The 20,342-nt window shown below is 64.5% G+C and carries 20 protein-coding genes; 16 read left to right on the top strand and 4 right to left on the bottom strand.

Going from position 1 to position 20,342, the window contains the following annotated elements; all coding sequences use genetic code 11:
* Positions 1 to 18: 18 nt before the first annotated feature.
* From IEV83_RS00945 to IEV83_RS00930, 4 genes are all read left to right on the top strand, one after another.
* Positions 19 to 1,242 carry a threonine ammonia-lyase gene (locus IEV83_RS00945; protein WP_181758390.1) on the top strand — a complete coding sequence of 408 codons (1,224 nt, stop codon included), beginning with the start codon at positions 19 to 21 and terminating at the stop codon, positions 1,240 to 1,242.
* Positions 1,243 to 1,300: 58 nt separating this feature from the next.
* Positions 1,301 to 1,804 carry an RDD family protein gene (locus IEV83_RS00940; RefSeq protein ID WP_181758389.1) on the top strand — a complete coding sequence of 168 codons (504 nt, stop codon included), beginning with the start codon at positions 1,301 to 1,303 and terminating at the stop codon, positions 1,802 to 1,804.
* Positions 1,805 to 1,991: 187 nt separating this feature from the next.
* On the top strand, positions 1,992 to 3,836 hold the full coding sequence (locus tag IEV83_RS00935; protein ID WP_181758388.1) for an SLC13 family permease: 1,845 nt from the start codon (positions 1,992 to 1,994) through the stop codon (positions 3,834 to 3,836).
* A 25-nt stretch (positions 3,837 to 3,861) separates the two neighbouring features.
* Positions 3,862 to 4,608 (top strand): arginyltransferase, encoded by a 747-nt coding sequence (locus IEV83_RS00930; RefSeq protein ID WP_181758387.1) that lies wholly within the window; start codon positions 3,862 to 3,864, stop codon positions 4,606 to 4,608.
* A gap of 47 nt (positions 4,609 to 4,655) precedes the next feature.
* On the opposite strand, the gene IEV83_RS00925 is transcribed toward IEV83_RS00930, so the two are convergent.
* Together IEV83_RS00925 and IEV83_RS00920 are read right to left on the bottom strand one after the other, a co-directional pair.
* Positions 4,656 to 5,300: a uracil-DNA glycosylase gene (locus tag IEV83_RS00925; protein ID WP_244628016.1), complete on the bottom strand. Its 645-nt coding sequence runs from the start codon at positions 5,298 to 5,300 to the stop codon at positions 4,656 to 4,658.
* Positions 5,301 to 5,313: 13 nt separating this feature from the next.
* The gene (locus IEV83_RS00920) at positions 5,314 to 5,901 is read right to left on the bottom strand and encodes a LabA-like NYN domain-containing protein (protein WP_181758385.1); all 588 of its coding nucleotides are present in this window, start codon (positions 5,899 to 5,901) and stop codon (positions 5,314 to 5,316) included.
* 719 nt (positions 5,902 to 6,620) lie between these two features.
* Between IEV83_RS00920 and rpoZ the strand changes: the two genes are divergently transcribed.
* From rpoZ to IEV83_RS00865, 11 genes are all read left to right on the top strand, one after another.
* Positions 6,621 to 7,022 carry a DNA-directed RNA polymerase subunit omega gene (gene rpoZ, locus IEV83_RS00915; RefSeq protein ID WP_181758384.1) on the top strand — a complete coding sequence of 134 codons (402 nt, stop codon included), beginning with the start codon at positions 6,621 to 6,623 and terminating at the stop codon, positions 7,020 to 7,022.
* A 108-nt stretch (positions 7,023 to 7,130) separates the two neighbouring features.
* Positions 7,131 to 9,344 (top strand): RelA/SpoT family protein, encoded by a 2,214-nt coding sequence (locus tag IEV83_RS00910; protein ID WP_181758383.1) that lies wholly within the window; start codon positions 7,131 to 7,133, stop codon positions 9,342 to 9,344.
* Between the two features lie 93 nt (positions 9,345 to 9,437).
* On the top strand, positions 9,438 to 10,037 hold the full coding sequence (locus IEV83_RS00905; RefSeq protein ID WP_181758382.1) for a DUF2062 domain-containing protein: 600 nt from the start codon (positions 9,438 to 9,440) through the stop codon (positions 10,035 to 10,037).
* 88 nt (positions 10,038 to 10,125) lie between these two features.
* The gene (locus tag IEV83_RS00900) at positions 10,126 to 10,881 is read left to right on the top strand and encodes a pyridoxine 5'-phosphate synthase (RefSeq protein ID WP_181758381.1); all 756 of its coding nucleotides are present in this window, start codon (positions 10,126 to 10,128) and stop codon (positions 10,879 to 10,881) included.
* Between the two features lie 3 nt (positions 10,882 to 10,884).
* Positions 10,885 to 11,322, top strand: a complete 438-nt coding sequence (acpS, locus tag IEV83_RS00895; RefSeq protein WP_181758380.1) for a holo-ACP synthase — start codon at positions 10,885 to 10,887, stop codon at positions 11,320 to 11,322.
* Between the two features lie 239 nt (positions 11,323 to 11,561).
* Entirely contained in the window at positions 11,562 to 12,314 is a 753-nt protein-coding gene (gene lepB, locus IEV83_RS00890) for a signal peptidase I (protein ID WP_181758379.1), read from the top strand.
* Positions 12,315 to 12,347: 33 nt separating this feature from the next.
* Positions 12,348 to 13,067, top strand: coding sequence for a ribonuclease III (gene rnc / locus IEV83_RS00885; protein WP_181758378.1), 720 nt, complete (start codon positions 12,348 to 12,350; stop codon positions 13,065 to 13,067).
* A complete protein-coding gene (gene era / locus IEV83_RS00880) occupies positions 13,064 to 14,014 on the top strand; it encodes a GTPase Era (RefSeq protein ID WP_280513982.1) in 951 nt (316 codons plus the stop codon). The genes rnc and era overlap by 4 nt, the downstream gene beginning before the upstream one ends.
* 83 nt (positions 14,015 to 14,097) lie before the next feature.
* Positions 14,098 to 14,844, top strand: a complete 747-nt coding sequence (recO, locus tag IEV83_RS00875) for a DNA repair protein RecO (protein ID WP_181758376.1) — start codon at positions 14,098 to 14,100, stop codon at positions 14,842 to 14,844.
* A 120-nt stretch (positions 14,845 to 14,964) separates the two neighbouring features.
* Complete coding sequence (gene parC / locus IEV83_RS00870) at positions 14,965 to 17,214, top strand: DNA topoisomerase IV subunit A (RefSeq protein ID WP_181758375.1); 2,250 nt, start codon at positions 14,965 to 14,967, stop codon at positions 17,212 to 17,214.
* Between the two features lie 37 nt (positions 17,215 to 17,251).
* On the top strand, positions 17,252 to 17,695 hold the full coding sequence (locus IEV83_RS00865) for an acyl-CoA thioesterase (protein ID WP_181758374.1): 444 nt from the start codon (positions 17,252 to 17,254) through the stop codon (positions 17,693 to 17,695).
* A gap of 110 nt (positions 17,696 to 17,805) precedes the next feature.
* On the opposite strand, the gene smpB is transcribed toward IEV83_RS00865, so the two are convergent.
* Together smpB and dapA are read right to left on the bottom strand one after the other, a co-directional pair.
* Positions 17,806 to 18,285, bottom strand: a complete 480-nt coding sequence (smpB, locus tag IEV83_RS00860; RefSeq protein WP_181758373.1) for an SsrA-binding protein SmpB — start codon at positions 18,283 to 18,285, stop codon at positions 17,806 to 17,808.
* 49 nt (positions 18,286 to 18,334) lie between these two features.
* A complete protein-coding gene (gene dapA / locus IEV83_RS00855; protein ID WP_181758372.1) occupies positions 18,335 to 19,213 on the bottom strand; it encodes a 4-hydroxy-tetrahydrodipicolinate synthase in 879 nt (292 codons plus the stop codon).
* A 220-nt stretch (positions 19,214 to 19,433) separates the two neighbouring features.
* Between dapA and IEV83_RS00850 the strand changes: the two genes are divergently transcribed.
* Positions 19,434 to 20,336, top strand: a complete 903-nt coding sequence (locus IEV83_RS00850) for an alpha/beta fold hydrolase (RefSeq protein WP_181758371.1) — start codon at positions 19,434 to 19,436, stop codon at positions 20,334 to 20,336.
* The last annotated feature ends 6 nt before the right edge of the window (positions 20,337 to 20,342 follow it).

The following is a 20,342-nucleotide window of genomic DNA, read 5'->3' as shown; positions in this document are numbered from 1 at the left end:
ACAGGCCCGGTGGCGCACATGCAGGTAACGCTTCAATCCATCCAGGACGCGGCCCGGTCAATCGCCGGCGCGGTGATGCAAACGCCCTGCCTGCCCGCGCCCAAGCTGTCGCAGCTCACCGGCGCCGACATCCGCGTCAAATACGAGAACCTTCAGGTTACCAACGCCTTCAAGGAGCGCGGCGCCCTCGTCAAGCTGCTCACCTTGAGCGAGGACGAACGGGCGCGCGGCGTGATCGCCATGTCCGCCGGCAACCATGCCCAGGCGGTCGCCTATCACGCGCGGCGCCTCGGCATTCCGGCCACCATCGTCATGCCCGAACCGACGCCCTTCGTGAAGGTCGCCGCCACCCGCAGCTACGGCGCGCAGGTGGTGCTGGCCGGCGAAATGCTCGCCGATGCGCAAGCCGAAGCGGAGCGCCGGGCGGAGGAACACGGGCTCGTCTGGGTCCATCCTTACGACGATCCGGCGATCATCTGCGGACAGGGCACCATCGCGCTGGAGATGCTGGAGGCGCAGCCGGACCTTGACTGTCTTGTCGTGCCGATCGGCGGCGGCGGGCTCATCGCCGGCATGGCGACCGCGGCCAAGGCGCTGAAGCCGGGCATCGAGATCGTCGGCGTGGAACCTGAGCTTTACCCCTCGATGCTGGCGACCCTGCGCGGTGAGCAGGCGACCTGCGGCGGCGCGACGCTGGCCGAGGGCATCGCGGTGAAGAATGTCGGCGTTCTGACCCAGAAGATCGCCCGCGACACGGTGGATGACATCCTGCTGGTCAACGAGGACGCCATTGAACAGGCGGTCAATGCCTATCTCACCCGGCAGAAGACCATGGCGGAAGGCGCGGGCGCGGCGGGGCTCGCCGCCGTCCTGACCACGCCTGAGCGCTTTGCCGGCCGCCGGGTCGGTCTGGTCATGTGCGGCGGCAACATCGACCCGCGCCTTCTTTCCTCGATCATGGTGCGAGCGCTGGCGCGCGAGGGGCGGATGCTGTCGATCCGCATCGCCACCCAGGACCGCCCCGGCGTCCTCGGAGAAATCGCCAGTCTGGTCGGCACGCTTGGCGGCAACATCCTGGAAGTATCGCACCACCGGCTGTTCCTGAACGTTCCGGCAAAGGGCACGACCCTTGACGTCACCATGGAGACCCATGACCGGGCTCACGCGGACCGGATCATCGCCGCACTGGAAGAGCACGGCCACAAGGTCAAACCGCTCGATCTTGGCGAATCCCGCCTTTGAATCGAAGCTCCCGTTCCTTATCTAGGGGATGAGACACATTACCGGAGCCCAACCGCCCATGCAGTCCGATCCCTCAGCCACCAGTCCCGCCGCATCCGGCGGCGACCCCCTCGGGTCGGCGGCCTATTATCAGGATGTGCGCACCCGGCGCGCCCTTGCTTTCCTGCTCGATGTGGTGGTGGTTGGTGTGCTCTGCCTCGGCGCCGGCTTTCTGGTCTTGCTGCTCGGCCTGTTCACCTTCGGCCTCGGCTGGTTCATCTATCCGATCCTGTGGCAGGCGGTGGCGCTGGTCTATGCCGCCATCACCCTCGGCGGGCCGCGCTCGGCCACCATCGGCATGCGTTCGGCCGGACTGGAGCTGCGCATGTGGAACGGCGGGCGCCCCGATGCGCTGATCGGCGCCATGCATACGCTGCTCTACTGGTTCTCGGTCACGCTGCTGACCCCCTTGGTGCTGGCGGTGTGCCTCTTCACCCCGCGCAAGCAGCTCCTGCATGACCTCATTCTGGGAACGGTGGTGATCAACAGCGCGGTCACCGACCGCGATTCCGGCGGGCGCTGACGTTACGATAGGCCAATCCCGCACAGCCCATGCGGGCCTTATGACTTTCGTCTATCCGTTTGCTTTCATGCGGTTTCGCGTGGAAAACCGGTTTCCACTTTTCGGCAAACTGCTCTAGAAAAGGGGAGATCGATTTCGCGCCGCGCCGCCACGTCGGCCAGCCAGCAAAAGGATGTGGGCCGACCGCATGACGCCAGCCGACCTGCCGATGCTCCTCACGTTGCTGGTGATCGTTGTCACCATCGTGCTCTATGCCATCGACCGGTTCGCGCTTGAGTTCATCGCGCTTGGCTCGGTCGTCGCGCTCCTGGCGATCTTTTCGCTGGCACCGCTTGTCAGCGATACGCAGACCGCGCCAACCCTCGGGCCGGCGGACCTGCTTGCTGGCTTCGCCAACCCGGCCCTGATCACCGTCATCTGCCTGCTGATCGTCGGCCAAGCGCTGTTCCAGACCGACGCGCTCGACAAGCCGGCGAAGATGATGGTCAAGGCGACCCGGCGCCATCCGTATTTCGCCGCCGGCGCCATCCTCACCACCGTCGCGGTGACCAGCGGCTTCCTCAACAACACGCCGGTGGTGGTGATGTTCCTGCCGATCCTGTCCGCGGTCGCCGCCGCGCAGGGCAAATCGGCGTCCCGCTTCCTGATGCCGCTGTCCTTTATCGCCATTCTCGGCGGCATGACCACGCTGATCGGTTCCTCCACGAACCTGCTGGTCGCCGATGTCGCGGCGCGCACCAGCGATGTCCGCCTCGGCTTCTTCAGCTTTACCGGGTTTGGCGCCATCCTTGCCGCCGTGGGCGCGCTTTATGTCATCTTCGTCATGCCGCTGTTACTGCGCGCGCGCCGAACCATGGCTGACGAATTGCAATCCTCCTCCGGCAAGCAGTTCATCGCCCAGATCGCCATCACCGCCGGCCATCCGCTCGAAGGGGTGGAGGCGGTCGCCGGGTTGTTCCCGCCGCTGAAGGACATGACCGTGCGTCTCGTCCAGCGCGGCGAGCGACCGATCCTGCCACCGTTTGAAAACGTCACCCTGTCGGTCGGCGACACGGTGATCGTCGCCGCCACCCGCTCCGCCCTGACATCCGCGCTGGCCCGTCGCAACCCGCTGATGGGCACGGAGGGCAACGAGACGGACGATACGGAACCGGCACCTTCGCAGCGCTCCCTGACCCTGACCGAGGCCATGGTTGCCCCCGCCTCGCGGCTCAGCGGGCGCACCATCGCCCAGAGCGGCTTTCACTCGGCGACAGGCTGCGTGATCATGGGCGTGCAGCGGCGCTCGCGGATGCCGCGCATGGCGATGACCGAGATCCGGCTGGAACCGGGCGACGTGCTGCTGATCGCCGGCGGCGCCAGCGAAATCGAAAAGCTGCGCCGCTATCACGACGTTCTGCTGCTGGACTGGTCGACGGCGGAAGTGCCGCCGCGCCGGCTGGCGCCACGTGCGCTGGCGATCTTTGCGCTGCTGGTGGCGGTGATCGCCTCGGGACTGGTGCCGATCGTCTCCGCCGCGCTGACAGCCACCTTCGCCATGATCGCCGCCGGCTGCCTTAACGTGCGCCAGGCGCTGCGCGCGGTCGACAGCCGCATCTTCATGCTGATCGGCGCCTCGATCGCCTCGGCAACGGCACTGGAGGCGACCGGCGGCGCCACCGCCATCGCCGATTTGCTGGTCGGTGCGCTGGAAGCGCAGCCGCCAATGATGATCCTGTCGGCGCTGTTCTTCCTCGTCATGGTGATGACCAATCTTTTGTCGAACAACGCGACCGCCGTGCTGCTGACGCCGATTGCCATCAACATGGCCATACAGACCGGCTTGCCGGTGGAGGCCTTCGTCACCTGCGTGATCTTCGCCGCAAACTGCTCCTTCGCCACGCCGATCGGCTATCAGACCAACCTGATCGTCATGGGTCCCGGCCACTACCGCTTCTCCGACTTCCTGATCGCCGGAACCCCTCTTGCGATTTTGATCTGGCTGACGTTCACTTTCCTGGCGCCGGTGTATTATGGTTTCGATATGCTGTGACATATCCTGACCGGAGATCACCGCCGTGACACGGCACCCGACCGACACACCGCAGTTCTACCTGACAGCCCCCTCCCCCTGCCCGTATCTGGAAGGCCAGCAGGAGCGCAAGGTGTTCACCCATCTGGTCGGCAGCCGGGCCCAGGCCCTCAACGACGTTCTCACGCAAGGCGGGTTTCGGCGCAGCCAGAACATCGCCTACCGCCCGGCCTGCGAGGCCTGCAAGGCCTGCGTCTCCGTCCGGGTCCGGGTCGACGACTTCCACTGGACCCGCTCCTTCCGGCGGCAATGGCGGCGGAATGCGGACCTGATCGGCACCGCCTCCACGCCTGCGCCGAGCGCCCAGCAGTACGATCTGTTCCGCCGCTATCTCGACGCCCGCCACGCCGAAGGCGGCATGTCGGACATGACCGTTCTCGACTACGCGATGATGATCGAGGACACCCATGTGGAGACCATGCTGATCGAATATCGCAGGCGCGGACCGGACACCTTCCTCACCGGAAGCGGCGAAGGGCCGCTGCTCGGCGTTGCCCTCACGGACCTGCTCAGCGACGGCTTGTCGATGGTCTATTCGTATTTCGAGCCGAATGCCCCCAGCCGCAGCCTCGGCACCCATCTCATCCTCGATCATATCGAGCGCGCACGCGCGTTGGCCCTGCCCTATGTCTATCTGGGCTATTGGGTCAACGGCTCGCCAAAAATGGATTACAAGGCACGCTTCCAGCCGCAGGAACATCTGGGGCCGGATGGCTGGCATCCCGCGAACTGAGGCGAACACCGCCCGCCCCAGACATTTTCCCCCAGGACGCGCCCTGGTCAGGCGGCATCGATCTCCGCACGGATCAGCGTGAAGACATCGCGGAACATCTCACGGGTCAACCGGCCCGTGTTGGTGTTGTAGCGGGAGCAATGGTAGCTGTCGAACAGCACCGGGCGGCCGGGAATCTCATGCCGGGCCGCATGGGCGAAGGGAAAACTCACCTTGCGCACGCCATAGGCGGACATCACCGCATCATGGGCAATCCGCCCCAGCGCCAGCACCGCGACAAGACTTTCCGTGCGGGTCAGTGTGGCCGTCAGGAACGGCAGGCAGGCGCGAATCTCGGCTCCGACCGGCTTGTTTTCCGGCGGCACACAGCGCACCGCATTGGTGATCGCCGCGCCAACAAGCTCCAGACCGTCATCGGGCCGCGCGTCATAAGTTCCCTGCGCGAAGCCGAAGTCGATCATCGTCTCGTAGAGCAGATCGCCCGCATAATCGCCTGTAAAGGGCCGCCCTGTGCGGTTGGCACCGCGCAGGCCCGGGGCCAGCCCGACCACCAGCAACCGAGGCTCAGCCCCGGTCCAGGTTGGCACCGGACTGTTGTGCCAGTCCGGCGAGCGCTCGCGGTGCAACGCGCGGAACGCGACCAGCCGCGGGCAGAGCGGACAGTCGCGATCCGGATCGAGAGGATGCGTCATTGCGTCCGACAGATCAGTAGTCCTCATCCTCATCGTCACGCGGCGCGCGCTCGACGACACGAGCGGGGCGTTCGGCGGGGTCCCGCCCGACCTTTTTCGCCAGCGTGGCCAGATCGATGAAGTGATCGGCCTGCCGGCGCAAATCGTCGGCGATCATCGGCGGCTGGGTCTGCAGGGTGGAGACGACGCTGACCTTGCGCCCCTTGCGCTGCAGCGCCTCCACGAGGGACCGGAAGTCGCCATCGCCGGAGAACAGAACGATATGATCGACCTGATCGACCAGTTCCATGGCATCGACGGCCAACTCGATATCCATGTTGCCCTTGACCTTGCGCCGACCACTGGAATCGACGAATTCCTTCACCGGCTTGGTCACGACCTTGTAACCGTTGTAATCGAGCCAATCGATCAACGGGCGAATTGAGGAATATTCCTGATCTTCAATCAATGCCGTATAATAGTACGCCCGCAGAAGATACCCCTTCGACTGGAATTCCTGAAGAAGCCGCTTGTAATCGATATCGAAGCCGATTGTCTTCGCGGTGGAGTACAAATTCGCACCATCGATAAACAAGGCCACCTTTTCTCTGGGGTCGAACATCACGTTCAATGCCTTTCTTTATTAATGCAGAAAGTCGCCGGCCCTACGGATATTTTGCCATTATAAAATGCGAGAGCGATCCTTGCGCGTGAATTCGCCTTCACGAGAGGACAAAGAAATGCGTTCGCGTTCACCGTATACGGATCGACTTGACTGCCCGGATCACTGCCCGGTTTTCCCGTGACCATGGAACCGCCCCTGCCCGGGGACTGTCCTTTTTGTCAAACAGCCTTTTCGGCATGCCTGTTTATGAAATTCACCTACACCATTTCGACCGGCAACGGCAACAGACCTTCCGGTAGGTTTTCCGCCCGTTTCATGACAATACACAACGCAGACCAAAAATACTTAACCCTCGGCCGACCCGCAATTCTTGTGCTAGGGTCCAGACCCACAAATGAGGCTGACATGGCATGGGAAATGGCAAAGCCTCGCGAGGAAGGGCGTGTAGAGCGGGCTTGTTGCCCGGTCAAACGCGCTGACGATGCAGGGCGAAGCCATTTCCATGTCCTGAAGGATTTGACCGGATTGCTCCTGCTCATGCGTCGCGAAAGTCTTGAAAATGAACCACATTTCCTGCGCTTCCGCTCCTTGATCAGAAGCAATCCGCCTCAAACCATTTCGACCTCATTTGTGGTTCTGCACCCTATGGCTTGCGTTCCGGCCGCCAACCCTCTATGTGTCGCGCCTTGCTTCCCATTCTGCAACGGAGAAAATGCATGGCGCGCGTGACCGTCGAAGATTGCATCGACAAAGTCGAGAATCGCTTCGAGCTGGTTCTGCTGGCGAGCCATCGGGCGCGGATGATTTCCAGCGGGTCGCCTTTGACCGTGGATCGCGACAACGACAAGAACCCTGTCGTTGCGCTGCGCGAGGTCGCCGAGGAAACCGTCAGCCCGGAGGATCTCAAGGAAGATCTGATCCATTCGCTGCAAAAATACGTCGAGGTGGACGAGCCGGAGACCGAGGCCGTGCCGCTGGTGCCCAATGCCGGTGCGCAAGGCGGCACCGAAGTCAACACCGTTGACGACAGTGCTGTTGAATTCGACCGGATGTCAGAAGAAGATCTGTTGCGCGGGCTTGAGGGACTTGTCCCGCCGGAGCGCAAGGACGATATCTGACGCCAGGCGGCAACGCCGGCCAGACGGCCGATTCACGGCGGATCCGCATCTTTATTTCAGTGCCGTCCGGTCCCGCCGGACGGTCTGGCGTTGTGAGGCGTCTCCGCAATGATGCGGCAATATGAACTTGTCGAACGGGTCCAGCGTTTCAATCCGAATGCCGATGAGGCCTTGCTGAACAAGGCCTATGTCTATGCCATGCAGAAGCACGGCAGCCAGACGCGCGCTTCCGGCGATCCGTTCTTCTCCCACCCGCTTGAAGTTGCTGCGATTCTCACCAATCTGCGCCTGGACGACGCCACCATCGCCGTCGCCCTGCTGCATGACACCATCGAGGACACCAGCGCGACCCGCGACGAGATCGACCGGCTGTTCGGGCCGGAGATCGGCAAGCTGGTCGATGGCCTGACCAAGATCAAACGCCTTGACCTGGTGTCGAAACGCGCGAAACAGGCCGAGAATTTCCGCAAGCTGCTCCTGGCAATCGCCGACGACGTGCGGGTGCTCTTGGTCAAGCTGGCCGATCGACTGCACAACATGCGCACGCTGCACCACATGCCGGAGCACAAGCGCGGGCGCATTGCCGAGGAAACCATGGAGATCTATGCGCCGCTCGCCGGTCGCATGGGGATGCATGACATGCGCGAGGAGCTGGAGGACATCGCCTTCAGAACCCTCAATCCGGACGCCTATGAGACCATCACCGAGCGGCTGGCGGCGCTGGAGCAGCGCAACGAAAGCCTGATCACCGACATTGAAGCGGACCTGACGGAACGGCTGGAGGAGCGCGGCATTTCCGCCGTCGTGCGCGGCCGCGAAAAGCGCCCCTACTCGATCTTCCGCAAGATGCAGTCGAAGTCGATCGCCTTCGAGCAATTGTCGGATATCTACGGCTTCCGCGTCATCGTCGGCACGGTGGAGGCCTGCTACCGGGTGCTCGGAGTGGTGCACACCACCTGGCCGACCGTTCCCGGGCGCTTCAAGGACTATCTGTCGACCCCGAAGCAGAACGATTACCGCTCGATCCACACCACCGTGGTCGGCCCCAGCCGGCAGCGGGTGGAGCTGCAGATTCGCACCAGCGCCATGGAGCGGGTCGCCGAATACGGCATCGCCGCCCATGCGCTGTACAAGGACGGCGAGCTGGGTGGGCGCAACATCGCCAAGCTGAACGATGAAAGCCGCGCCTATGAATGGTTGCGCCGGACCATTGAGCTGTTGGCGCAAGGAGACACGCCGGAAGAGTTCCTGGAGAACACCAAGCTGGAGCTGTTCCACGACCAGGTGTTCTGCTTCACCCCCAAGGGGCGGTTGATCGCCCTGCCGCGCGGGGCGACGCCGATCGATTTCGCCTATGCGGTGCACACGGATATCGGCAACACCTGTGTTGGCGCCAAGATCAATGGCCAGATCATGCCGCTGGTGACGGAGCTTCGGAACGGCGACGAGGTCGACATCGTCCGCAGCCAGGCGCAGACCCCGCCCCCGGCGTGGGAATCCCTGGCCGTCACCGGCAAGGCGCGGGCGGCCATTCGCCGGGCGACGCGGGAATCAGCCCGCCAGCAATATGGCTCTCTCGGCCGGCATATCCTTGAGCGGGCGTTCCTGCGCGCAGGCCACACCCTGACCGACGACCGGCTGGCCGGGGTACTCGTTCAGCTCGGCCATTCCAATCTCGCCGATCTGCTGGCGGCGGTGGGGCGCGGCGACATCCGCGCCCATGACGTGATCCACGCGGTCTATCCGGATTTCCGCGACGACCGGCTCGGGACCGCGCCGACGGAAGCGGAAGATGGCTGGTTCGACCTGGAGCCGGGCAGCGGCATGAAGTTCCGCATCCCCGATGCGGAGAGCGGGACCGGCAGCGCGCATTCCCTGCCGATCACCGGCCTGACCGGGAACCTTCCCATCTCCTTCGCGCCCGAAGGCGGTGCAGTGCCCGGGGACCGGATCGTCGGCATTTTGACTCCGGGCGTCGGGGTCACCATCTATCCCATACAGTCGCCCGCATTGCAGGCGTTCGAGGAGGAGCCCGAGCGCTGGCTCGATGTGCGCTGGGACATGTCAGGCGACCAGCATGACCGCTTCCCCGCGCGCATTGCCGTTTCTGCGCTGAACGAACCGGGATCCCTGGCGGCCATTGCCGCGACGATCGCCGACCTGGACGGCAACATCGACAATCTGAAGATGGTGCACCGGGCCGCCGATTTTCACGAAATGATCATCGATCTCGAGGTATGGGATTTGAAGCACCTGACACGAATCATCAACCAGCTAAGAGCAAAAACCAACGTGTCCAATGTGCAGCGTGAAATCGGCTAGGGTCACAAAGGAGTATCGGCCACAGCCTTCCGACGTGAACCTCCAGGGGCAGCAGCGCGCGTTTCGCCACATGCCGCCATGAAACGATAAGAAATGCTGTTCAAACGCCGTGACAAGCCTAACCACCTGGAACGCCTGCGGGTCGCGGTCTGGCCGCGCCACAGCTGGGCCCGTTCGGCCCGCTATTTCTCCAAACGGGTGCTGCGACTGACGGCCAGCCCGAATGCGATTGCGCTTGGTTTCGCCGCCGGGGCCTTTGCCTCCATCACCCCGTTCGTCGGCCTGCATTTCCTTCTCAGCTTTGCCATAGCCTTTCTGATTGGCGGCAACATGCTCGCCGCCGCGCTCGGCACCTCCATCGGCAATCCGCTGACCTTCCCCTTCATCTGGGCCTCCACCTACAAGGTCGGCTCGCTGCTGCTCTACGGGGAAGCGCGCACGGTCGCCGGCGGCCACATGGGTGAGCATATGGGCGGTGGCCTCTTGCAATCCTCTCTCGACACGCTGCTGCCGCTCCTCAAGCCGATGCTGGTCGGCGCCGTGCCGCTCGGGCTGGCGGTTGCGGCGATATTCTATTTTCTGGTCTACTACAGCGTCCGGGCGTATCAGCGTGCAAGGCGCCAGCGGCTCTCTGCCCGGCGTGGCGCATCCCCGGACAACGGGCATGGCGGCGTGGATTCGTCGGCGGCCTGACCCTTCGTTCCACCCGGTCGCGGCCCGGCCTGCCGGACACGCCCCCAGTCGCGATCGCCAGCCAACTGCCTTGACAGGAGCTCCCCGCATGACGACCCAACGCCTGCGTCTCGGCGTGAACATCGATCACGTCGCCACCGTTCGCAACGCGCGTGGCGGAGCCGCGCCCGATCCGGTGCGTGCGGCAAAGCTGGCGGCGGCTGCCGGGGCCGACGGGATCACCGCCCATCTGCGGGAAGATCGGCGGCATATTCTCGATGCAGATATCGAGCGCCTGCGGGCGGAGGTCGCCCTGCCGCTCAACTTCGAGATGGCGGCGACCGACGAGATGCTGGAGATCGCCCTGCGCACAAGGCCGCATGCCGCCTGCCTCGTTCCGGAAAAGCGCGAGGAGCGCACGACCGAAGGCGGGCTGGATGCCATCGGCGGCCACACGCATCTTATGCCGATCGTCACCAGGCTGGTGGAAGCGGACATCCGCGTCTCGCTCTTCGTCGAGGCCGACCCCGCCCAGCTCGACGCCGCCACCGCGCTTGGCGCGCAGGTGGTGGAGCTGCACACCGGCCGCTACTGCGACCTCTCCCTGGAGGGCGACACGGAGGGCGCGGCACGCGAGCTGGAGCGCATTCGCGCGGCCGCCCGTCATGGCGCCGCCATCGGCCTTGAGGTGCATGCCGGTCACGGCCTGACCTTCGACACCGTCGGCCCGATTGCCGCGATCCCCGAGTTCGCCGAGCTGAACATCGGCCATTTCCTGATCGGCGAAGCAATCTTCACCGGCCTTGAAGCGGCCATTGCCGAAATGCGCCGGCGCATGGATGATAGCCGCAAGGGAGCGCGCTGACAGATGATCGTCGGAATTGGAACGGACCTGATCGACATCAGGCGGATCGAGAAGACCCTCGACCGCTTCGGCGAGCGGTTCGTCCAGCGCGTCTTCACCGAGGAGGAGCGCGCCCGATCCGACCGCAAGCGGCTGCGCGCGGCCTCCTATGCCAAGCGGTTCGCGGCCAAGGAGGCCTGCTCAAAGGCACTGGGCACCGGCATCCGCATGGGCATCAACTGGCGGGAGATGGGGGTCATCAACCTTCCTTCCGGCCAGCCGACCCTGCACCTGACCGGCTCCGCCGCCGCCCGGCTCGACAGCCTGCTGCCCGCTGGCTTTCGCGCCCGGATCGACCTGACCATCACCGACGACCCGCCGCTGGCGCAAGCCTTCGTAGTCATCAGCGCCTGGCCCGCCGACTGGCCGGAATTGCCCCGCCCCTTCACCTCCACGGATTGAGAAGGGCTGCAGAAGCGGCGTCTTTGCGTTGCGCCCAGACATGCGAGCCGGTACAAGCCTTTGGCGGCTGGTTGTTCGAACATGGTTCCCCATGGGCGAACCTCAGCTTTTTCCAATCGCGCCGTGGCCCGGTCTCGCACCCAAGACGCAAGACCAGCTAACGGCAAGCGATGCCATAAGATGATCCCGGCGCGGTTCGACGCATCGCCCCTGACCGGCAAAGGCTCCTGAAGAGAGAGATGAGCGTGTCTGAGGAAAAAAAGAGCAAAGACGGTGGCCTCTACGATACCGCCAAGGTGCTTGCACAGGCCCTGATCCTTGCCCTGATCGTGCGGACGCTGCTGTTCCAGCCGTTCAACATCCCCTCTGGGTCGATGATGGACACGCTGCTGATCGGCGACTATCTGTTCGTCTCCAAATACAGCTACGGCTACTCCCGGTATTCGGTGCCCTACGGTCTTCTGCCGATTGAGGGTCGCATCTGGGCCTCCGAGCCGAAGCGGGGCGACATCGCGGTGTTTAAGCTGCCGCGCGACAACTCGACCGATTACATCAAGCGGGTGATCGGCCTGCCGGGCGATGAAATCCAGATGATCGAGGGCGTGTTGCACATCAACGGCACCGCGGTGCCGCGCGAGCGGATCGACGATTTCATCTCCACCGATCCGTTCGGCAGCGTGCGCCGCGTGCCGCGCTATCGCGAGACCCTGCCCAATGGCGTCAGCTACGACACGCTGGACCTGACGCCGCGCGGGACCTGGGACAACACCCGGGTCTACAAGGTGCCGCCGGGCCACTACTTCATGATGGGCGACAACCGCGACAATTCCACCGACAGCCGCGTACTCTCGGCGGTCGGCTACGTGCCGTTCGAGAATTTCGTGGGCCGGGCGGAGATGCTGTTCTTCTCCGTGGACGAGCAGGCCTCGGCCTGGATGTTCTGGAAATGGCCGTGGACGGTGCGCGGCAGCCGGATCTTCCGGATGCTTTGAGCATCCCTTGCACAACGGACTGGACGGCGGGACATGACGGGCGAACAGAAACGAGCGGCCGAACGGGCGCTCGAACAGCGCATTGGCCATCGCTTCAAACAGGGCGACTTGCTGACGCGCGCCCTCACCCATGGCAGCGCGACCGCGCGCGGCGGCGCGTCGGACACCAGCTATCAACGGCTTGAGTTTCTCGGCGACCGGGTGCTGGGGCTGGCGGTTGCCACCATGCTGCACCACGCCTTCCCCCAGGCGGAGGAAGGAGAGTTGGCGCGCCGGCTCAACCAGCTCGTGCGCCGCGAGACCTGCGCCGACGTTGCCCGCGAGCTGAAACTCGGCGATGCCATCGTCTTCGGTGGCAGCGAGGCCCAGGCGGGCGGGCGCAAGAAAACCGCCATCCTTGCCGATGTCTGCGAAGCGGTGATTGCCGCCGTTTATCTGGACGGCGGCCTGAAAGCGGCGCAAGATCTGATCGAGCGGCACTGGCGTCCGCGCATGACCAACTACAAGGGACCGTTGCGCGACGCCAAGACCATGCTCCAGGAATGGGCGCAAGGGCTTGGAAAGCCGGCGCCGCTTTATCGTGAAACAGAACGCAGCGGTCCCGACCACGCGCCGATTTTCGTCGTGCGGGTCGATATTGACGGGTACGATCCGGCCTTTGGCCGGGGCGGCTCGAAACGGATCGCCGAACAGAAAGCTGCCGAAGCCGCGCTGACGCGCGAAGGGCTATGGACGGAGACGAAAGAGACGTGACCGATACTCCCGAGACCGGCGCACCGGCACAGGGTTCCCCCGCTGGTGACAGCGCCGCCACCCGCGCCGGCTTTGTCGCGCTGATCGGCGCCCCCAATGCCGGCAAGTCCACCCTGCTCAACGCACTGGTCGGGCTCAAGGTCTCCATCGTCACCCACAAGGTGCAGACCACCCGCACGCTGGTGCGCGGCATTGCCATGCGCGGCAATTCCCAGGTCATCTTCATCGACACGCCGGGCATCTTCCGTCCGCGCCGCCGCCTTGACCGGGCGATGGTCGACACCGCCTGGGGCGGTGCGCGCGAGGCCGATGTGGTGGCCCTGCTGATCGATGCCAAGAAGGGGATCGACGAGCAGGTGGAAGCCATTCTCGACCGGCTGGCCGACGTCAAGCTGCCGAAGATCCTGATCCTCAACAAGATCGACATCACCCCACGCGAAAAGCTGCTGGAGCTGGCCCAGGCCGCCAATGAGAAGGTCGCCTTTGACGAGACCTTCATGGTGTCTGCGGCCAAGGGCCATGGCCTCGACAAGGTGATGGAGCACCTGGGCGCGGCGGTGCCCGAGAGCCCATGGCTTTATCCGGAGGACCAGGCGTCCGATCTGCCGATGCGGATGCTTGCCGCCGAGATCACCCGGGAAAAGCTGTTCCTGCGCCTGCATGAGGAGCTGCCCTATATCTCCACCGTGGAGACGGAAAGCTGGCAGGAGCGCAAGGACGGGTCGGTGCGCATCGAGCAGACGATCTATGTGGAGCGCGACAGCCAGAAGATGATCGTCCTCGGCCAGGGCGGCAAGACGATCAAGGCGATTTCCCAGGCGGCCCGGCTTGAGATCGCCGAGGCGCTGGAGCAGAAAGTGCATCTGTTCCTGTTCGTGAAGGTGCGGGAAAACTGGGCCGACGATCCGGAGCGCTACCGGGAAATGGGTCTCGAATTCCCCCGCTGACACGGCGCGGCGGAACGCGGGTCCCCCTATTCCGGCTCCCGTGATGGCACTGACGGTCAGACGCGCGGCGACAGCAGGACGACATGCAGTGGACCGGTGAAGGCATCATCCTCGCCACGCGCAAGCTGGGCGAGACCAGCGTTATCCTGGAGGTGATGACCCGCGATCGCGGCCGTCACCTCGGCGTCGTGCGCGGCGGGCGCAGCCGCAAGATGCAGGCGGCGCTGCAGCCGGGCAACGAGGTGGGGCTGGTCTGGCGGGCCAGGATCGACGATCAGCTCGGCACCTTCACCGTCGAGCCGCAAGTGATGCGCGCCGCCAGCCTGATGACCTCGCCCACCGGGGTCTACGGCATCCAGACCCTTGCCGCACTGCTGCACCTTCTGCCCGAGCGCGACCCGCATCCACAACTGTTCGACGGGCTGGAGACCCTGCTGGAGCATCTCAACGCCCCGCAGCTTGCCGGGCCGCTGATGGTGCATTTCGAACTGCAGCTTCTGGCCGATCTGGGTTTCGGGCTCGATCTGGGCGAATGCGCCGCGACCGGGACCACCGCCGAGCTGATCTACGTCTCGCCGAAATCCGGCCGTGCCGTCTGCCGCGAGGCCGGGCAGCCCTATGCCGACCGCCTGCTCGCCCTGCCCGCTTTCCTGCGTGGCCGCGACCACCACACGGAGCTGCGCCGAGCGGACCGCGCGGATATCGTCGACGCCTTTTCCCTCACCGGCTACTTCCTGCATCGCTACGTCTACGAGCCGCGCTCGCTTGACGCCTCGCCGGCGCGGGAAGGCTTTGTCGATGCGGTGAAGCGCGCGCTTGCCGCGTCATAGTTTCGCCCAATCGTCCCTGACGCGAGCTCCCCCGCTTCAGACACCCGCAAAAGCGCGCATTTCCGGGATTTTCCGCCGCATTTCATTGCGCGATTCGGCGAATGACTGTAGCCAAGGGGCATGGGAAAAGATCTGATTCCGGCTGGCGGCGTGGAGCCGATCAACCTGCGCGAAGCGCTTGAGGAACGATACCTCGCCTACGCGCTCTCGACCATCATGCACCGGGCGCTTCCGGACGTGCGCGACGGCCTGAAGCCGGTGCATCGCCGCCTGCTTTACGCCATGCGCCTGTTGAAGCTCGACCCGGGCGCCGGCTTCAAGAAATGCGCCCGCGTCGTCGGTGACGTGATGGGTAAATACCATCCCCATGGCGACCAGGCGATCTACGATGCCCTCGTGCGTCTCGCCCAGGATTTCGCCGTGCGCTATCCAATGGTCGATGGCCAGGGCAACTTCGGCAACATCGACGGCGATAGCGCCGCCGCCATGCGTTACACCGAGGCGCGGCTGACCGATATCGCCGCGCGCACCCTTGACGGTCTCGACGAGGACGCGGTCGACTTCCGCGAAACCTACGATGGGCTCGACAAGGAACCGGTGGTGCTGCCGGGCGAGTTCCCCAACCTTCTGGCCAATGGCGCGGCCGGCATTGCCGTGGGCATGGCGACCTCGATCCCGCCGCATAACATCGGCGAGATCTGCGCCGCCGCGCAGCACCTGATCAAGAACCCGGACGCGGACACCCGCGACCTGTTGCAGTTCATCCTCGGCCCGGATTTCCCGACCGGCGGCCTTCTGGTGCGCAACGACGCCGCCTTGCTCGAAGCCTACGAGACCGGGCGCGGCAGTTTCCGCGTTCGCGCCCGCTGGGACACCGAGGATCTGGGGCGCGGCACCTGGCAGGTGGTGGTCACGGAAATTCCCTATCAGGTGCAGAAATCCCGGCTGATCGAGAAGATCGCCGAGCTGTTGCAGGCGCGCAAGCTGCCGCTGCTCGACGATATTCGCGATGAATCCGCCGAGGATGTGCGCATTGTTCTGGTGCCCCGCAGCAAGAATGTCGACGCCACCTTGCTGATGGAATCACTGTTCAAGCTGACCGATCTGGAAAACCGCTTCTCGCTCAACATGAACGTCCTGTCGGGCGGCGTGGTGCCCAAGGTGATGGGCGTGAAGCAGGTGCTGCGGGAATGGCTCGATCATCGCAAGGAAGTGCTGGTTCGCCGCTCCAGCCACCGGCTGGCGCAGATCGAGCACCGGCTTGAAGTGCTCGGCGGTTACCTCATCGCCTATCTCAATCTCGATGAGGTGATCCGCATCATCCGCGAGGAGGACAATGCCAAGACCTCGCTGATGGCCGCCTTCGATCTCTCCGAGGTGCAGGCGGACGCGATCCTCAACATGCGCCTGCGCTCCTTGCGCAAGCTGGAAGAGCTGGAAATCCGCAAGGAACACGACAAGCTCACCAAGGAGCGGGAGGGCCTGCTCTCCCTGCTCGGCTCGGAGGCCCGGCAATGGACCCGGATCGGCAAGCAGATCGCCGATCTGGCGAAGGCCTATCCCGCCGACAGCGAGCTCGGCAAGCGCCGCACCGATTTCGCCGATGCGGTCGACCGCGATTTGTCCGACATCCATCAGGCGATGATCGAGAAGGAGCCGATCACCGTCGTCGTGTCCGAAAAGGGCTGGATCCGCGCACTGAAGGGCCACCAGAGCGACCTCACCACCCTCTCCTTCAAGCAGGGCGACGGGCTGAAGCTGCATCTTCACGCGGAGACCACCGACAAGCTTCTGGTGTTCAGCACCAGCGGCAAGTTCTTCACCCTCGGCGCGGACAAGCTGCCCGGCGGGCGCGGCCATGGCGAGCCGATCCGGCTGATGGTCGACATGGAGGAAGGCAGCGACGTGGTCGAGGTGTTCGTGCACAAGCCCGACCGCCGGCTTCTGGTCAGCTCCACCGAGGCGCGCGGGTTTGTCGTCAAGGAAGAGGACGTTGTCGCCAACACCCGCAAGGGCAAGCAGGTGCTGAATGTCTCGGCGCCGCATGAGGCCGCCTTGTGCGTCGCCGCCGAGGGCGACCATGTCGCCATCATCGGCCGCAATCGCAAGCTCCTGGTGTTCCCGCTGGCGCAGATCAGCGAGATGACGCGCGGGCGCGGGGTTCGGCTGCAGCGCTACCGGGATGGCGGCGTCTCCGACATCACCGTGTTTGCCGCCGAAGAGGGCCTGACCTGGATCGACAGCTCCGGCCGCAGCTTCACCCGCAAGCTGGACGAGTTGACCGACTGGCGCGGCGACCGGGCCCAGGCGGGCCGTCTTCCGCCCAACGGCTTCCCCCGCACCAACAAGTTCGGCCGGCGCACCCTTTAGGGGCCGGCCTCCCTTGTCCCTTCAAGGCATTGCCGACATGAGCGAAAAAGCCGCCCCTCTGCACCGCGACGCCTTTCAGGTGTTTCGCACCATCCCCACCCGCTGGATGGATGTGGACACCTACGGCCACGTCAACAACGTGGAATATCTCAGCTATTTCGATACGGCGGTGAATGGCTGGCTGATCGAAAACGGCGTGCTCGACCCGGCCACCTCTCGGCAGGTGTTCCTGGTGGTCGACACCCGCTGCAGCTACTTCTCCGAACTGGTCTTTCCGGATTTGGTGCATGCGGGCCTCAAGGTCACCCGGCTGGGCCGATCCTCGGTCAGCTATCGGATCGCCCTGTTTCGCGGCGAGGTCGAGACCGCGAGCGCGCAAGGCACGTTTGTCCACGTGCAGGTGGACAAACAGTCGCGCCAACCCACGCCGATCATTGGTGACCGGCGCGCGCTGCTGGAAACAATTCAGGAACACTCCTGAAAGCCATGTGAAATCAGTGGGCTGCGGGTGCGCTACTGGGGGCGATGTGTGGACCTCGGCCGGGGGTGCCTCTCGACACAGCACAGGGTTATCCCGGACTTTCCCACAGGTTATCCAGCGTTTTTCAACAGCCGGGACTTCTCGCGCGCCCAATCGCGCCGGCGTTCGGTCTCACGCTTGTCATGCAGCTTCTTGCCGCGCGCCAGAGCCAGTTCCAGCTTCGCCCGCCCGCGCTTGTTGAAGTAGAGCTTCAACGGCACGATGGTCTTGCCGTCCTTCTGGACGGCGGAGGCAAGCTTGGCCATTTCGCGCTTGTGCAGCAAGAGCTTGCGCTTGCGGCGCGGCTCGTGATTGAAGCGGTTGGCCTGAAGATACTCCGGAATGTAGGAGTTGATCAGCCAAAATTCCCCGCCCTCGTTGCTGGCGTAGGATTCGGCGATATTCGACTTGCCCAGACGCAGCGCCTTAACCTCGGTCCCCTTGAGCTCGATGCCCGCCTCGAAGGTGTCCTCGATCTCGTAGTTGTACCGGGCCTTGCGGTTGTCGGCGATCACCTTGCGGTTGCTGTCGGCGGCGCTCTTCTTTGCCATGGTCTCGTGTGCGCGGGGACAGCCGGAAAGCCATCCCCGCCGCGTCCTTCTAGTTCAACAGGCCGGCGTGCGTCATCGCATCGCGGATCGCGGCCTTCGTTGTGTCGGATACCGGAACGAGCGGCAGGCGCAGCTCGTTTTCCAGCTTGCCCAGCAGCGACAGCGCGTATTTCGCGCCGGTCGGGTTGGGCTCGATGAACAGCGCGTTGTGCAGCGGCGCCAGCCGGTCCTGCAAGGTCAGCGCGGTGGCGAAATCGCCGGCGAGCATCGCCTTCTGGAAATCGGAGCACAGGCGCGGCGCCACATTCGCCGTCACCGAGATGCATCCGTGTCCGCCATGGGCGTTGAAGCCAAGCGCCGTGATGTCCTCGCCAGACAACTGAACGAACTCCGGACCGCACAGCTCGCGCTGGCGGCTGGCCCGCGACATGTTGGCGGTGGCATCCTTGACGCCCTTGATGTTGCGGCAGGTGCGGAACAGCTCGGCCATCGTCTCCGGCTGCATGTCGATCACCGACCGGCCGGGGATGTTGTAGATATAGATCGGCAATCCGACGGCGGCGTCAATGGCGCGGAAATGCGCCAAAAGGCCGGCCTGGTTCGGCTTGTTGTAATAGGGCGTGACGACCAGCAGCGCATCCGCACCGGCCTTTTCCGCATGGGTTGCGAAATCGATCGCCTCGGCGGTGTTGTTGGAGCCCGCGCCGGCCATCACCGGAACGCGGCCGTCGGCGGCCTCGATGCACAGGCCGATGACGCGCTTGTGCTCGTCATGGGACAGGGTCGGGCTCTCACCGGTGGTGCCCACGGGAACCAGCCCGTGGCTGCCCTCTTTTATTTGCCAGTCCACAAACTCCTGGAACGCTTTCTCATCAACCGCACCATTGCGAAACGGTGTGACAAGCGCGGGGATGGATCCCTTGAACATGTTGGTCCTCATGGAGTGTGCAGTGCAAACAAACCCTTCGTGGGTGGCGCACCATAATCGTGACAGGCGGGCGAAGCAACCGACACTGACTGGCCGCCCCGGCGGATTTTCCTCGCCCCGGCAACCACAGCGCAATATTCGCGTCTAGCGCACCACCGAAGCTTCATTCCCTCGAACAGGAGCGCTAATATGACGCAAAAATGTTGTGAGGAAACGCCCAATGCTACCAGTTGACGCGCCTCGGCCGGAGGCGAAGGAAACGCCCTGCCGCCGATGGCGGGCAGCGGACGGCCTGACCCTGAGCGCCCTGACCTGGCCCCCCGCCCAGTCCGACAATCCCCGCCTGCCCGTGCTCTGCCTGTCGGGCCTGTCGCGCAATGCGCGCGACTTCGAAGCGCTCGCGGCGGATCTTTGCGCGCGGGGCCACCGCGTCCTGGCGATGGACTACCGCGGCCGGGGCGCGTCGGACCGGGACAGCGACTGGCGCAACTATTCGGTGGAGCGCGAGGCGGAGGACATCGACGCCGGTCTTGCCGCGCTCGCCCCCGGCCGTTTCATCGCCATCGGCACCTCGCGCGGTGGCATTCACGCCATGCTGCTGGCCTGCCGCCACCCCGGACGGGTGGCCGGGATCGTCCTCAACGACGTGGGACCGGAACTCGATCAGGACGGGCTTGCGCGCATTGCGGTTTCCATCGGCACCGACATGCGGGCCGAGGACTGGCAAGCGGCGGCGGACAGTCTGGAGCGCAGTCTCAAGCCGCAGTTTCCCGCGCTCGATGCGGCGGGCTGGCGACGGCTGGCCCATCAGTTCTACCGTGAGACGCCGAACGGTCTCACCCTCGACTACGATCCGGCACTCCGCCACAATCTCGTGGAAGCGGTTCAGCCGGACGCCCCGCCCATCGACCTCTGGCCGATCTACGATCAACTGGGCGATGTGCCCCTGTTGATCCTGCGCGGCGCCCATTCGGATATTCTCACCAAGGCGACCCTTGCCGAGATGCTGCGCCGGCATCCGAATGCGGAAGCCATGACGATACCCGATGAAGGTCATGCACCGCTGCTGTGGGATGCGCAGACCCTTGCCCGGATTGCCGATTTCGCCGACCGCTGCACCTAGACACAA

The organism is Stappia taiwanensis, from assembly GCF_014635285.1.
In the GTDB taxonomy this organism is placed as follows: domain Bacteria; phylum Pseudomonadota; class Alphaproteobacteria; order Rhizobiales; family Stappiaceae; genus Stappia; species Stappia taiwanensis.
This window is presented reverse-complemented; position numbering and strand designations above follow the sequence as displayed.